Annotated in this window: 11 protein-coding genes; all 11 read right to left on the bottom strand. The window is 62.1% G+C overall.

Going from position 1 to position 13,935, the window contains the following annotated elements; genetic code table 11:
- Nucleotides 1-8: 8 nt before the first annotated feature.
- Genes VDP81_RS05695 through mraZ form a run of 11 tightly spaced genes read right to left on the bottom strand, consistent with a single transcriptional unit; the run spans nt 9 to nt 13,587 of the window.
- The gene (locus VDP81_RS05695) at nt 9-953 is read right to left on the bottom strand and encodes a D-alanine--D-alanine ligase (protein ID WP_322996614.1); all 945 of its coding nucleotides are present in this window, start codon (nt 951-953) and stop codon (nt 9-11) included.
- Entirely contained in the window at nt 950-2,356 is a 1,407-nt protein-coding gene (gene murC / locus VDP81_RS05700) for a UDP-N-acetylmuramate--L-alanine ligase (RefSeq protein WP_322996613.1), read from the bottom strand. The genes VDP81_RS05695 and murC overlap by 4 nt, the downstream gene beginning before the upstream one ends.
- On the bottom strand, nt 2,353-3,426 hold the full coding sequence (gene murG / locus VDP81_RS05705; RefSeq protein WP_322996612.1) for an undecaprenyldiphospho-muramoylpentapeptide beta-N-acetylglucosaminyltransferase: 1,074 nt from the start codon (nt 3,424-3,426) through the stop codon (nt 2,353-2,355). Before murG ends, murC begins: the two co-directional genes overlap by 4 nt.
- Complete coding sequence (ftsW, locus tag VDP81_RS05710) at nt 3,423-4,616, bottom strand: putative lipid II flippase FtsW (protein ID WP_322996611.1); 1,194 nt, start codon at nt 4,614-4,616, stop codon at nt 3,423-3,425. Before ftsW ends, murG begins: the two co-directional genes overlap by 4 nt.
- Nucleotides 4,613-6,139 carry a UDP-N-acetylmuramoyl-L-alanine--D-glutamate ligase gene (gene murD / locus VDP81_RS05715; protein ID WP_323012397.1) on the bottom strand — a complete coding sequence of 509 codons (1,527 nt, stop codon included), beginning with the start codon at nt 6,137-6,139 and terminating at the stop codon, nt 4,613-4,615. Before murD ends, ftsW begins: the two co-directional genes overlap by 4 nt.
- Nucleotides 6,139-7,311 (bottom strand): phospho-N-acetylmuramoyl-pentapeptide-transferase, encoded by a 1,173-nt coding sequence (mraY, locus tag VDP81_RS05720; RefSeq protein WP_322996610.1) that lies wholly within the window; start codon nt 7,309-7,311, stop codon nt 6,139-6,141. The genes murD and mraY overlap by 1 nt, the downstream gene beginning before the upstream one ends.
- Complete coding sequence (gene murF / locus VDP81_RS05725) at nt 7,301-10,081, bottom strand: bifunctional UDP-N-acetylmuramoyl-L-alanyl-D-glutamate--2,6-diaminopimelate ligase MurE/UDP-N-acetylmuramoyl-tripeptide--D-alanyl-D-alanine ligase MurF (RefSeq protein ID WP_323011784.1); 2,781 nt, start codon at nt 10,079-10,081, stop codon at nt 7,301-7,303. Before murF ends, mraY begins: the two co-directional genes overlap by 11 nt.
- Nucleotides 10,078-11,814, bottom strand: a complete 1,737-nt coding sequence (locus VDP81_RS05730; protein ID WP_322996608.1) for a penicillin-binding protein 2 — start codon at nt 11,812-11,814, stop codon at nt 10,078-10,080. Before VDP81_RS05730 ends, murF begins: the two co-directional genes overlap by 4 nt.
- A complete protein-coding gene (ftsL, locus tag VDP81_RS05735) occupies nt 11,811-12,104 on the bottom strand; it encodes a cell division protein FtsL (RefSeq protein ID WP_323011785.1) in 294 nt (97 codons plus the stop codon). The genes VDP81_RS05730 and ftsL overlap by 4 nt, the downstream gene beginning before the upstream one ends.
- Nucleotides 12,101-13,150 carry a 16S rRNA (cytosine(1402)-N(4))-methyltransferase RsmH gene (rsmH, locus tag VDP81_RS05740; RefSeq protein ID WP_323011786.1) on the bottom strand — a complete coding sequence of 350 codons (1,050 nt, stop codon included), beginning with the start codon at nt 13,148-13,150 and terminating at the stop codon, nt 12,101-12,103. The genes ftsL and rsmH overlap by 4 nt, the downstream gene beginning before the upstream one ends.
- A gap of 8 nt (nt 13,151-13,158) precedes the next feature.
- Complete coding sequence (mraZ, locus tag VDP81_RS05745; protein WP_323011787.1) at nt 13,159-13,587, bottom strand: division/cell wall cluster transcriptional repressor MraZ; 429 nt, start codon at nt 13,585-13,587, stop codon at nt 13,159-13,161.
- Between the last annotated feature and the right edge of the window lie 348 nt (nt 13,588-13,935).

Genomic DNA, 13,935 nt, shown 5'->3' on the forward strand with positions numbered 1-13,935 from the left:
CCAGCGTCTCATTGCCCAGCCACACGGTGCACTTTGCAGCGCGCCGTGGCCAGGATCGCCACACACAATTCGCCATAGCTCATGTCCAGCGCCTTGGCGGCCATGGGCACCAACGAATGGCTGGTCATGCCGGGCGACGTATTCATCTCCAGCAGCCAGGGGCGGTTTTCTGCATCCAGCATCAGATCGGCGCGGCCCCAGCCCTCGCAGCCGAGTACCTGGTATGCCCGCACGGAGAGTTCCTGGATCTGTTGGGTCAGCGCCGCAGGCAAGTCCGCCGGGCAGATATAGCAGGTCTCATCGGAGACATATTTATGTTCGAAGTCGAAATTCCCCTCGGGCGCAATGATCTCGATAACTGGCAATGCCCGCGCCTGCTTGCCAGTCCCCAACACACTCACGGTCAGTTCGCGTCCGCGAATCAGGGGTTCGACCAGCGCCCGGTCATCGTGCCGGCAGGCCAGGGCCAGCGCGGCGTCCAATTGATCCAGAGACTCGACCCGGGTCAGCCCCAGCGATGAGCCCTCGTGGGGCGGCTTGACGATCAGCGGCAGGCCCAGGGCCTGCACGGCGGGCAAATCATCCGCCTGGCGGTATACCGCGAAATCAGGAGTAGACAGACCGTGCTGCAACCACAAGCGCTTGGTCGCAATCTTGTCCATCGTCAGGGATGAAGCAAGCACGCCACTGCCGGTATAGGGAATACCCAGTAATTCCAGCACCCCCTGGATCGTGCCGTCCTCGCCAAATCGTCCATGCAAGGCGATAAAGACTCGCTCAAATCCGGCTGCAGCCAGCTCGGCCAGGTCTTGACGCCCGGTATCGAACAAATGCGCGTCCACACCAGCATCACACAGAGCCTCGCAGACCCCCTGCCCGGAAATCAAGGACACTTCGCGCTCAGCGGACAAACCGCCATACAGCACGCCAACTCGGCCAAAATCCGTTGTCATAGTGGACTCCCTAGTTGTGCGGGCACACGGCTGACAGAGCCGGCCCCCATGATGATGACCACGTCGCCATCACGTGCGAAATCCTGGATGGCGGCTGCCATATCACCGACCTGCTCGATAAATACAGGTTCGACCTTGCCCGCCACCCTCAAGCCACGCGCCAGCGCACGGCCATCGGCGGCGATCAACGGCGCTTCGCCTGCGGCATAAACCTCGGTCAACAAAACCGCATCGGCCTGACTGAGCACCTGAATGAAATCTTCGAAGCAATCGCGAGTGCGCGTGTAGCGGTGCGGCTGAAATGCCAGCACGATGCGCCGGTCCGGCCACGCCCCTCGGGCCGCCGCCAGCGTGGCGGCCATCTCTACCGGATGGTGCCCATAGTCATCCACCACGGTGTAGCGGCCACCGCCATGGCCTGCGGCAACTTCAAACTGGCCGACCTGGGTAAAACGACGTCCTACGCCGCGGAACTGCACCAATGATTCCACGATTGCCTCGTCGGATACCCCCAGCTCGGTGGCCACGGCAATCGTGGCCAGGGCATTGAGCACATTGTGCCGCCCCGGCAGATTCAGACAAATATTCAGGGGCGCCAACGCCCCATGCGCCCCTTGGCGCTCGACCACAAAGCACATAGATGTCCCCTTGGCCTGCAAATCGTGAGCACGCACCTGGGCCGGCATATCAATGCCATACGTGGTGATGGGCCGGGAAACAAAGGGAATGATCTCGCGTACGTTCGGGTCATCCAGGCACAGAATGGCGCTGCCATAAAAGGGCAGGCGCTGGGTGAACTCGACAAAGGCGCTTTTCAGCCGCGCCACATCATGACCATAGGTATCCATGTGGTCCATGTCGATATTGGTGATCACCGCCATGACCGGCAGCAGGTTCAGGAACGACGCGTCCGACTCGTCGGCCTCGACCACGATATATTCACCCTGCCCAAGCCGGGCATTGGCATCCGCGGCATTCAAACGTCCGCCAATCACAAAGGTCGGGTCCAGGCCGCCAGCCGCCAAGACGCTGGCCACCAAGCTGGTGGTCGTGGTCTTGCCATGGGTGCCGGCCACCGCAATACCGCGCTTCAGGCGCATCAGTTCGGCCAGCATCAAGGCGCGCGGCACCACCGGCACATGCGCAGCCCGCGCCGCCAGGACCTCTGGGTTATCGGCATGAATGGCCGTGGACGTGATGATTGCCCCCGCCCCCTGGATATGCTCGGCGGCATGGCCGATGCTGATGCGCGCACCCAGGGCCGCCAGACGGCGGGTGACGGCGGTTTCCTGTACGTCGGAACCGCTGATGGCATAGCCCAGATTCAGCAGCACCTCGGCAATGCCGCTCATGCCGGCACCGCCAATGCCGACAAAATGAAGATTATGTATCCGATGTTTCATGCCGATTCCTCTTTGGTATGAACGCAGGCCTCGGCAATCAGCTGCGTGGCATTCAAACTTGCGTGTTCATGGGCGTGTTGGGCGACCGCAGCCAGCTCGTCCCGGCTGCGAGCAGCCAGCCAGTCCGCCAGCCAGTCCGGGTCCAGTTCTGCCTGGGGCTTTAGCCATCCCCCCTGACAGTCCGACAGATATCGCGCATTGGCGGTCTGGTGATCATCAATCGCAGACGGCAGAGGAATGAATAGCGCAGCCACCCCGACGGCGGCGATCTCGGCCACCGTCATGGCGCCCGCCCGACAGATCACCAGATCCGCCTCGGCCAGCGCCTGCGCCATGTCGTCGATAAAGGCGACCGGGCGCGCCTGTACGCCCAGCCGCTCGTAATGTTGCTGCACCTGAACCAGATGGCGCTCGCCAGTCTGATGCAATACCTGCGGGCGCGCGGCGGAATCCAGCCGCGCCAGCGCATCCGGCACCAGGGCATTGATGCGGGCAGCCCCCAAACTGCCGCCCAGCACCAACAGGCGCAAGCCCCCTTGGCGCTCAGCGTAGCGCTGCGCGACGGGGGCTACCGACAGCAAGGCCTGGCGCACAGGATTCCCCACCATCACGCACCCCGGCAAAGCACCCGGAAAGCCCGCCAAGCTGCGTCGGGCCAGACGCGACAGCAGCCGATTGGCGGTTCCCGCCACGGCGTTCTGCTCGTGAATGACCAGGGGGATGCCTCCGAGGCGGGCCATCAGCCCGCCCGGCACTGCCGCATAGCCGCCCATGCCCAGCACCACATCCGGGCGATGCAGGCGCAACAGCCGATGCGCCTGCAAACAAGCGGACGCCAGCGTAAACGGCAGCTTCAGCAAAGCCATCAGGCCCTTGCCACGCACCCCGCCAAAATACAAAGGCAACAAGGTAATTCCCTGGGCGGGCACCAGGCGCCCTTCCATGCGATCCGGATTGCCCAGCCACAACACGCGCCAGCCCTTTGATTGCAGCGCCTCCGCCACGGCCAGACCCGGCATGATGTGCCCGCCAGTGCCGCCTGCCATGATCAGAATCAGGGCTTGCTTCATCGCCTTTTCCCCCGCATCATGCTGCGCGTCTCGTAATCCACCCGCAGCAACAAGGCAATGCCGACCAGATTCAGCACAATGCCCGATCCGCCATAGCTCACCAAGGGCAGGGTCAGGCCTTTGGTGGGCAACAGGCCCAGGCAGACACCGATATTGATGAAGGCTTGCACGCCGATCCACAATGCCACGCCCTGAGCCACCAGCCCGTCAAACACGCGCTCCAGCACCATGGCCTGGCGGGCGATATCAAAGCCCCGCAAGACGATGAAGATGAACACCGCCACCAGACAGGCCACCCCGACAAAACCCAGTTCTTCGCCGATCACCGCCACGATAAAGTCCGTGTGGGCCTCAGGCAGATAATGCAGTTTTTCAATACTGGCACCTAGGCCCACGCCAAACCATTCTCCGCGCCCCAGGGCGATCAGGGAATGGGAAAGCTGATAGGCGCTGCCGTACGTATTTTCAGGATTCCAGGGGTCCAGATAAACGAACAGGCGTTCCCGGCGCCAGGGCGACATCCAGATCAACAAGAAAAAACACGACATCACCCCCGCCAGCAGCGTGATGAAAAGCTTGAGGTTGATGCCGCCAATAAACAAGATGCCCACCGCAATCGCACCGATGACGATGAAGGCCCCCAGATCAGGCTCGGTCAGCAACAAGAAGCCCACCACGCCCAGCGTGGCGGCCATCGGCATGAAACCGCGCAAAAAACCTTGCAGGTGATCGCGTTTGCGCACGACATAATCTGCCGCGAACAGCACCACCGCGACCTTCATCAGTTCGGATGGCTGGAAATTGATGGGTCCCAACGGCAACCAGCGTCGCGCGCCATTGACCTCGCGACCGATGCCAGGCACCAAAACAACCATGAGCAGCAGCAGGGTCAGGGCAAACAAAGGCAAGGCAAGCTTTTGCCAGACCCGCATGGGCACGCTGGCGGTAAATAGGGCTGCCAGCAAACCCACCATGATAAATATGGCATGTCGGATGACAAAATAGAACCGGCCGTAGCTTTCATAGCGCGGGCCATCCGCCAACGCAATGGAGGCCGAATACACCATTAACAAACCAAACAAGGCCAAGGCACTGACCGCCACAATCAGCCCCATATCAATGCTGGACATGGTGGTACGCCCCGGCGGCACCGTATTCAAACTGGCTCCGAGGCCGGCGAGCACGCTCACGACACCTCTCCCCGATCCGCCGCCAACTCGCGCACCGCTTCAACAAAGCAGGCGCTGCGATGTGCATAATTGCGAAACATATCCATGCTGGCGCAGGCGGGCGACAGCAATACCGCATCCCCTGGCTGGGCCAGATCCAAGCCCTGGCGAACCGCGTCCTCCAGGCTGCTGCATGACCGCAATGGCACCTCGCTGGCAGCCAGCGCCTGGCGGATCAGGGGGCCGTCCTGGCCGATCAGCAGCACGGCGCGGGCGTGGGCCTGTACTGCCGGCAACAAGGGAGAGAAATCCTGGCCTTTGCCCAATCCCCCGGCGATCAACACCACCGGCTGCCCCAAGCCCTGCAAGGCTGCCAGCGTGGCCCCGACATTGGTGCCCTTGCTGTCATCAATAAAATCCACCCCGGCAATAGCCTGAATGAACTCCGTGCGGTGGGCCTCACCGCGATAGCTGCGCAAGGCATGCAACATGCCTGCCCAATCCCACCCCGCCGCCGCCCCCAACGCCAACGCCGCCTGGGCATTCAGCGCATTGTGCCGCCCCCGGATCTGCAAGGCATCGACCGGCATCAAGGCCTGCGCTGCACCGTTCGGGCGGCTATTGATCACGGGAACATTGGATTTACGCCGGGAAGCGGGCATCCCCCCCTCTAGCGCCGTCGGCGTCACCGTCGCCAGCCAATCCAGGCCATGACGCGACCACAGTCCCAAATCGCCCTCTAGTTCAGGGGTATCCAGACCAAAGCTGCGCACCTCCGCTGCGGCCAGATCAGCCACCATGGCGCGCACCACCGCATCGGCGCGATTGACCACCCGCACGCGGCTCATGCCCAGCAAACGGGCCTTGGCAGCAGCATACGCAGCCATCGAGCCATGCCAATCCAGATGATCCTGCGTGACATTCAAGACGACTGCGGCATCCGCTGCCAGCGAAAAAACCGACTCCAGCTGGAAACTGGAAAGTTCCAGCACCCAGACCTCCGGCAAATCATCGGCCTGCAAGGCATCTTGCAGGCTCGCCAGAGCAGCAGGGCTAATGTTGCCGGCCGCCCGGACGCTGCGCCCACAACCTTCGGCCAGATGTCGCACCAACGACGTGACCGTGGTCTTGCCATTGGTGCCGGTGATCGCCAGCACAGCAGGGGCATAGCCCTGGGTCTTCAGATCGTTCAAGGCCCGGGCAAACAATTCGATCTCGCCCAGCACCTCGACTCCCCGGCTACGCGCCGTGGCCAGCAGGGATGATAAAGGCTCAGTATGCGGATTCAGCCCCGGACTCAGGACCAGGGCGACGACCTCTTCCAGCACAGCATCCTGCAGCGCATCCGGCCCCAGCTGAAAATCCGCTTCGATGCCCAAACGCTGGACGTCGGACAGCCCGCTGGGGGCAAGTCGCGTATCCGCGACGCGCAGACCCACCCCCTGGCTGGCGCACCAATGGGCGGCAGCCACGCCGGTCTCGCCCAACCCCAGAATCAGGGTCAGGCCATCGCGGCGCAAGGAGGGGAACTGGTACGCGGCCATCATCGCAATTTCAGACTGGACAGACCAATCAACACCAGCATCATGGTGATGATCCAGAAGCGCACCACCACCTGGGTTTCCTTCCAGCCGGAGACCTCGAAATGATGATGCAAAGGGGCCATGCGAAAAATACGCCGACCCTCGCCATAGCGTTTTTTGGTGTATTTGAACCAACTGACCTGCAACATCACCGACAGGGTCTCGACCACGAAGACCCCGCCCATGATGAACAGCACGATTTCCTGGCGCACGATGACCGCAATCGTGCCTAAGGCCCCGCCCAGGGCCAACGCCCCCACATCGCCCATGAAGACCTGGGCCGGATAGGCGTTGAACCACAAAAAGGCCAGCCCGGCCCCTGCGATGGCGGCACACAGCACCATCAGTTCGGAAGCCCCGGGAATATAGGGAAACAGCAGGTATTTGGAATAATCCACCCGGCCCACCACATAGGCGAAAATCCCCAGCGCCGAGCCGATCATCACGGTGGGCATGATGGCCAGGCCATCCAGGCCATCCGTCAGGTTGACCGCATTGCTGGTGCCCACGATGACCAGCCAAGTCAGCGCCACAAAGCCGAATACCCCCAGGGGATAGCGCACGCTCTTGAAAAACGGCACGATCAGATCAGCCTGGGATGGCAGCGGCATGGCAAAGCCACTGAACACCCAATCCCGAAACAAGGGCCAGAGTTCAGTATTGGCAGGCACCGAGACGGCAAAACTCAGGTACACAGCCGCCACGGCGCCAATCAAGGCCTGCCAGAAAAACTTCTGCCGCGCCGGCATGCCTTCCGGATCATGGTGCACGACCTTGCGATAATCATCGGCCCAACCTATCCAGCCAAACCCGAACGTCACCAGCAAGACCACCCAGACAAAACGATTGGTCCAATCGGCCCACAGCAGCGTACTGATGGCAATGGCAATCAGGATCAAGGCGCCGCCCATAGTGGGCGTGCCGTTTTTCTGCAGGTGCGTCTGGGGGCCGTAGCTGCGTACCGACTGCCCGATCTTCATGGCGGTCAGGCGACGAATCAGCCACGGCCCTGCCAGCAAGCCAATGGCCAGTGCCGTGGCCGAGGCCAGCAAAGCCCGAAAGGTAATGTATTCAACAACACCGAAGGCCCGAAAGTGATGATCCGCCAGCCAGCGGGCAAGCTCAAGCAGCATGGTCACCCCCCTGGGAGGCAGCCTTGCTGGCGTGCAGGGCCTGCACGACACGTTCCATCTGCATGCTGCGCGACCCCTTGACGAGAATATGCGCAGGCCGCGCAGCCAGCAGCACTGGCAGCAATGCTTCAATCTCGTCAAAGGCCTGGGCGCCCTCGCCAAAAGCCCGAACGGCTTCGTGGCAGGCCGGTCCCAGTGTCAACAAGACCTGTATGCCGCACTCGCGGGCATACACTCCGACCTCGGCATGCATGGCAGGCCCCTGATCACCGACTTCGGCCATATCGCCCAGCACCAGCACCCGCCGCCCATCCAGTCCGGCCAGCACGTCAATCGCGGCACGCACTGAATCAGGATTGGCATTGTAGGTGTCGTCGATCAGTTGAAAGCCGTCGGCCATGACCTCGGGGTGCATGCGCCCCCCGACCGGACGAAATGCGGCCAGCCCAGCGGCAATGACCGCCATGGGGGCACCCGCCGCACCCGCGCAAGCAGCGGCGGCCAGGGCATTATGCAGATTATGTCGTCCGGGCGCGTGCAGCGTCACCGCCACAGAATCGTGATTGATCTGCAGGCGGAATTCGGTCTGCTCGGTGCCGGCACGGATCTGCGCCGCATGCACCGGCGCCGAGGCTCCGAAACCAAAGCGCTGTACGGTGCGCGCGCCCGCCAAATCCTGCCAGATATCGCTATAGGGTTCGTCATCCGGAAAGACGGCCACCCCATCGGCGGGCAAGGCCTGCAGCACCGCCCCGTTTTCCCGCGCCACCGCTTCGACCGAACTCATGAACTCCTGGTGCTCGCGCTGGGCATTATTGACCACGGCCACTGTCGGTTGGGCGATCTTGGCCAGCACGGCGATCTCGCCTGGGTGGTTCATGCCCAGTTCCAGCACGGCGGCCCTGTGTTCGGGGCGCAAACGCATTACCGTCAGCGGCAGACCAATGTCATTATTGAAATTCCCACGGGTAGCCAATCGGCTCGCCTCACCCCACCAGGCCGCCAGAATGGCACTGAGCATTTCCTTGGTGGTGGTCTTGCCGTTACTGCCGGCCACCGCGATCACCGGCATGGTGAACAGGCTGCGCCAGACAGTCGCCATGCGTATCAACGCCTGGCGGGTATCACCCAGCACGATCTGGGGCAGTTCGGCCCCATCCACGCGCTCGGCCACAATCGCCGCCCGGGCGCCCGCTTGGGCAGCCGCCGACAGATAGTCATGGCCATCGAAGTATTCCCCACGCAAGGCCAAGAACAGCGCCCCCTCGGGCAACTGGCGGCTATCGGTGGACAGCGGCTGACCGTGTTGCCACGTCAGTGCAAAGCGCGCCCACTCCCGATCATCGAAGGGGCTGCGGACGTGCTGGACTTCCTGGTAGGTCTCGTGACCCTTGCCCGCCAGCAGCACCACGTCTTTTTCACTGGCGCGCCAGATGGTGTCCAGAATGGCCGTGGCCCGATCCGCCTGGACCTGAGCCCCGTGGGGCATGCCGGCCACAATGGCGTCGATAATGGCCTGCGGGTCTTCGGTGCGCGGATTATCCGTGGTGACCACGACGGCATCAGCCAAGCGGCTGGTGATCTCGCCCATCAGCGGACGTTTGCCGACATCGCGATCGCCGCCGCAGCCAAACACACACAGCAAGCGCCCCCCGCGGCCCTGGGCCAGCGGACGCAGGGCCAGCAGCACGCGCTCCAGCGCATCCGGCGTGTGGGCATAATCCACCACCACCAGCGGCTGTCCGGCGCTGCTGCCGCCCACGGCACTGACCAGTTGCAAGCGGCCTGGCACAGGCTTCAGGGCAGACAGCGCCCGGGCGGTGCGGCTCAATCCCCAGCCCAGCTCGCGCAAAACACCCGCCACCAGCAGCAGATTAGAGACATTGTGTTCGCCCACGACGGGGGCCATGATCTGCACCCGTCCGCCGGGCGTGATCAGATTGAACATCAGGCCATCGGCGCCATGCTGAATATCTTCGGCCCTGAAACCGGCCCCACTGTCGCTGCGCAGGCTATAGGCCACGCGATGCATATCCGGCGCACCGGCCAGCAGCTCGACGCCCGCCGCATCATCGGCATTGATGACGGCACTGCGCAACCCGACGCGCGTAAACAAGGCGAATTTCGCCTGCTTGTAGATCTCGAAGGTGCCGTGATAGTCCAGGTGATCCCGAGTCAGATTGGTAAAACCCGCCACCTGAATATGCACCCCATCCAGCCGTCCCTGTTGGAGGCCGATGGAGGACGCTTCGACAGCAGCCGCCTGGCCACCAGCCTGGGTGATGGCCGCCAGGCTGCGATGCATGGTCAGCACATCCGGGGTGGTCAACATCCCGCCCAGATTGCGGCCATCCGCCAGCGTGACCCCCAGCGTGCCTACCGTGCCGCAAGGCATGCCTTCGGCATTCAGGGCATCGGCCAGCCAGCGCGTCGTCGAGGTCTTGCCATTGGTGCCGGTCACGGCAATCACCGCCAAGGCATCGGATGGTCGGCCATACCAGAGATGGGCAGTCTCGCCCAGCAGCGTATTCAAGCCATCGACTTGCAGCAGCGGAACCTTGGGTGGCGCACTCTGTCCGCCCCCGGCCATGCACACAATGGCGGCGGCCCCGGCATCAACAGCCTGCTGCAGGTAGTCGCGGCCATCGGTGGCTTCCCCCGGACAGGCAAAAAACACATCACCGGGTTGAATCTGGCGCGAATCCAGACAAAGATGCGCCTGGCGATTCACACGCTCGTCCAGCCAGGCCAAAATATCAATTGCATTCATGGTGTACGTCCCTTCTGCCCCGCCACCGCCACCAGGGAATCCACTGGTGCATCAGGCCGCACGCCCAAGCGGCGCAGAGTGCTGGAAACAATATCGGAAAAAACGGGTGCGGCCACGCGGCCGCCATAATACCCCCCCGCACTGGGCTCATCGATGGACACAGCCACCACAATGCGTGGATCAGACACGGGCGCCAGCCCCACGAATGATCCCCGGTATTTATTCGTGCTGTATTGCCCATTGACAATCTTGCGGGCTGTCCCGCTCTTGCCGGCCACGCGGTAGCCCTGCACCTGAGCACGCCGTGCGCCGTCAGGCCCCGCTGCGGCTTCCAGCATGCCGCGCATCATCCGGGCAACCTCGGGGGTATAGACCTGCACGCTGGTCGGTCGGCCCTCGCGGCGCAAGAGCGACAAAGACACCATATCGCCATTGCGCGCAAAAGCCGTGTATGCATGCGCTACCTGGATCAGGGACACCGACAGGCCATAGCCATAGGCCATGGTGGCGCGTTCAATGGGACGCCAGCGCTGCCAGGGCCGCAGCAGGCCGGCAGCCATGCCCGGAAAATCCGTCTGCAATACCCGGCCAAAACCCAATTCGGAAAACTTGGTCCACATCGCTTGCGATGTGAGCAGTTCGGAAATCATCGTCATTCCGACATTGCTGGAATGCTGGATGACCCCGCCCACGTCCAGCACGCCATAGCGTCCGACATCAGAAATCAAGGCGCCCTGATAGCGATACCGCCCATTGCCCGTATCAAAACGGGTCTTAGTGGTAATAATGCCGGAGTCCAGCGCCAAGGCTGCGGTGAACGGCTTCATGATGGAGCCGGGCTCGAAGGTATCGGTCATGACCCGATTGCGCAGGGCTTGGCCGGTGCGCTGCGCGGTGTCATTGGGATCGTAAGAGGGCAAATTGACCATGGCCAGGATGTCGCCCGTCTGGGCATCGACCACAATCGCGGCACCAGCGCGGGCCTTGTGTTCCTGGATAGCTTCGCTCAGGGCCGTATAAGTATCGAACTGAATCCCCGCATCAATCGACAACTGCAGATTCTGACCATCCACCGGCGGCACCACCGCCTGCACGTCTTCCACCACCCGGCCTAAACGGTCCTTGATGACGCGCCGCGACCCAGGCTGCCCCGACAAAAGGTCATTAAAGGCAAGCTCTATGCCCTCAATTCCACGGTCTTCGATATTGGTAAAACCCACGATATGCGCCATGACCTCGCCTTCGGGGTAATAACGCCGGGTCTCGGGCAACTGCTGAATACCAGGGATCTTCAGCTGACGGATCTGGTCCGCCACATCCAGGGCGACCTGGCGCTGCAGGTAGACGAAGTTCTTCGCCTCGTCCTGCGTGCGCTGAAGAATATCCTGAGCCTTCATGCCCAACAACTGCGCCAGGGACGCTACCTGGGCATCGCTGGCCTTGTGGAAATCCTCGGGGATGGCCCAAACGGCACGGGCCGACATGCTGGAGGCCAGCACCACCGAACCGCTGCGATCGAAAATCTTGCCGCGCGAAGCAGGCAATACCAAAGTGCGTTCGTAGCGCCGTTCGCCTTGGCGCTGCAAAAACTCATTGGATAGAATCTGCAGGCTGATGGCTTTGGCAATCAAAGCGGCAAACGCCAGCATCAGCACAATCACGACCAGGCGCGCACGCCAGAATGCCGGACGGCCCGCCAGCACCGGACTTTCATGAAAGCCAAAACGCTTCACCGGGGCCTCCCTTCAGGAACGGAAGCCGCAGGCATCTGCAAATAAATCGTGCGATCCGGCGTGACCGAAACCAGGTGCAATTCGGTTCTGGCCAAGGCGTCGATACGGGCATTACGCGCCAGCTCGGCACGTTCCAGTTGCAAGCGGCGCCATTCCGTGTCAAGTTCCTGGGCCTGGGACTTCAGACGTTCGGAGGACACGAATAATTCGCGTGTCTGAAAACGCACCGTCACCAGTGAAATCGCAGACCCCATCAGGATCACTGCCAACAGCAGGACCGCCCGAGTCATCGAGCCGCCCTCCGGCCGGGCCGGGCCGCAGGCCGTCGCCCCGGCACATGGACCAGATCGCGAGCCTGTTCGATGCTCAATGGCCGATCCGTGCGCTGTGCGGCACGCAGCACCGCCGAACGCGAACGGACGTTATCCTGCACCTCGGCCGCATCGGCCTGCACTTTACCCAGCAAAGTCACCCAGGGCTGCGGCATATCCTTTTCTGGAATCGGCAGACGCGCCTGTTCCTGGCCGGGCCGGGCCGCCATCGCCAGACACTGTTTGACCATGCGATCTTCCAGAGAGTGGAAGCTGATCACCGCCAGGCGCCCGCCAGGCCGCAGGTGGGTTAAAGCTGCCGGGAGGGTGTGCGCGAGCTCCTCGAGCTCCGCATTGATGTGAATCCGTATAGCTTGAAAGGTGCGGGTGGCCGGGTGCTGACCCTTTTCGCGCGTGCGGACGACACCGGCGACGAGCTGGGCCAATTCGCCCGTGGTGCACAGCGGGCGGGATTCGCGGCCCGCAACAATCGCCTTTGCAATCTGGAAAGCAAACCGTTCTTCGCCATAATGTGCGATGACCTCCTTGATCTGATCCTGTTCAGCCTGGGCCAGCCACTCGGCGGCAGTCTGCCCCCGCGTGGTGTCCATGCGCATGTCCAGCGGGCCATCCCGCATAAAAGAAAAACCACGGGTGGCATCGTCGATCTGGGGTGACGACACCCCGAGATCCAGCAACACGCCATCCACGCCAGTCAACCCCAGCCGGTCCAGTTGGTTCGCCAAGGTGGCAAAACCATCATGGATGACCTCGACCCGGGCGTCCTCCCGACTAAGCGCCTGGGCCACTTCGATGGCGACAGGATCTTTATCGAATACCAGCAGACGTGCATCAGGGGCCAGGCGCTGCAACAATAGGCGGCTATGTCCGCCCCGCCCGAATGTGCCATCCACATATACCCCTCCGGCCGACGGCGGCGTCATGCCCGAACGACGGCCGAACGCAGAACTCAACAATGCGTCGATAGCCGGTTCCAGCAGAACGGTACGGTGGGAATACGTCATGAGGGGACTCAGAAAGAGATCTGCTCAAGTATGGCTGGATCTAGTTGTTTGACATCCTGCAGGCTGCGCGCCTCCCATTGCTCGCGATCCCACAGTTCGAAATTGGACCCCAGCCCCAACAGCATGACTTCGCGCGACAACCCTGCTGCCGCCCGCAATTCGGGCGACACCAGGATGCGTCCTGCGCCATCCATATCCACATCCATCGCAGACCCCAGCAACAAGCGCTGCAAAGGTCGGGCGCTGGCTGGCAATGCGGCAATCTGGGCGCGTTTGGTTTCCCAGATCGAGCGCGGATAGAGAATCAGGCAGCCATCGGGATGCTGGGTAAGTGTCAGGCCGCCGCGTTCATCCGCCAGCAGCGCGTCACGATACCGGGCCGGAATTGACATCCGTCCCTTGGCATCTAACGTCAACGCATTGCTTCCCTGAAACACGCGGACTCTTCCCCCACTTTGATCCACAAAATTCTACTTTGGCCCACTCTACGGGAACTCGCCCCCCCGGTCAAGTCAAAAGCGGAATTTATCCAATGACAACAAGCACTTACAACTATTTTCCATAATATCTCAAAAAGCAAAAACGTTGAAAAATCAACATGCTGCATGTTGAACTGAATGTCCTTTATTAGAAAATCACGCTGCCCGCTCCCACCCAGCCCACCACCGACCTGCACCAATCCCTCATTGACACAGCACAGGACAACCTTTGTAATGGATTCAAGCCTCGCCCGAGGCGGCCTTACCGGCACCCAGGTGCCAGACTCGAAAGCATCCGAGCCTTTT

The organism is Castellaniella sp. (genome assembly GCF_034675845.1).
Lineage (GTDB): Bacteria > Pseudomonadota > Gammaproteobacteria > Burkholderiales > Burkholderiaceae_B > Castellaniella.

Coding starts and splice junctions, on each gene's coding strand:
- VDP81_RS05695 (WP_322996614.1), bottom strand. CDS start 953: ATGACAACGGATTTTGGCCGAGTTGGCGTGCTGTATGGCGGTTTGTCC.
- murC (WP_322996613.1), bottom strand. CDS start 2,356: ATGAAACATCGGATACATAATCTTCATTTTGTCGGCATTGGCGGTGCC.
- murG (WP_322996612.1), bottom strand. CDS start 3,426: ATGAAGCAAGCCCTGATTCTGATCATGGCAGGCGGCACTGGCGGGCAC.
- murD (WP_323012397.1), bottom strand. CDS start 6,139: ATGGCCGCGTACCAGTTCCCCTCCTTGCGCCGCGATGGCCTGACCCTG.
- mraY (WP_322996610.1), bottom strand. CDS start 7,311: ATGCTGCTTGAGCTTGCCCGCTGGCTGGCGGATCATCACTTTCGGGCC.
- murF (WP_323011784.1), bottom strand. CDS start 10,081: ATGAATGCAATTGATATTTTGGCCTGGCTGGACGAGCGTGTGAATCGC.
- ftsL (WP_323011785.1), bottom strand. CDS start 12,104: ATGACTCGGGCGGTCCTGCTGTTGGCAGTGATCCTGATGGGGTCTGCG.
- rsmH (WP_323011786.1), bottom strand. CDS start 13,150: ATGACGTATTCCCACCGTACCGTTCTGCTGGAACCGGCTATCGACGCA.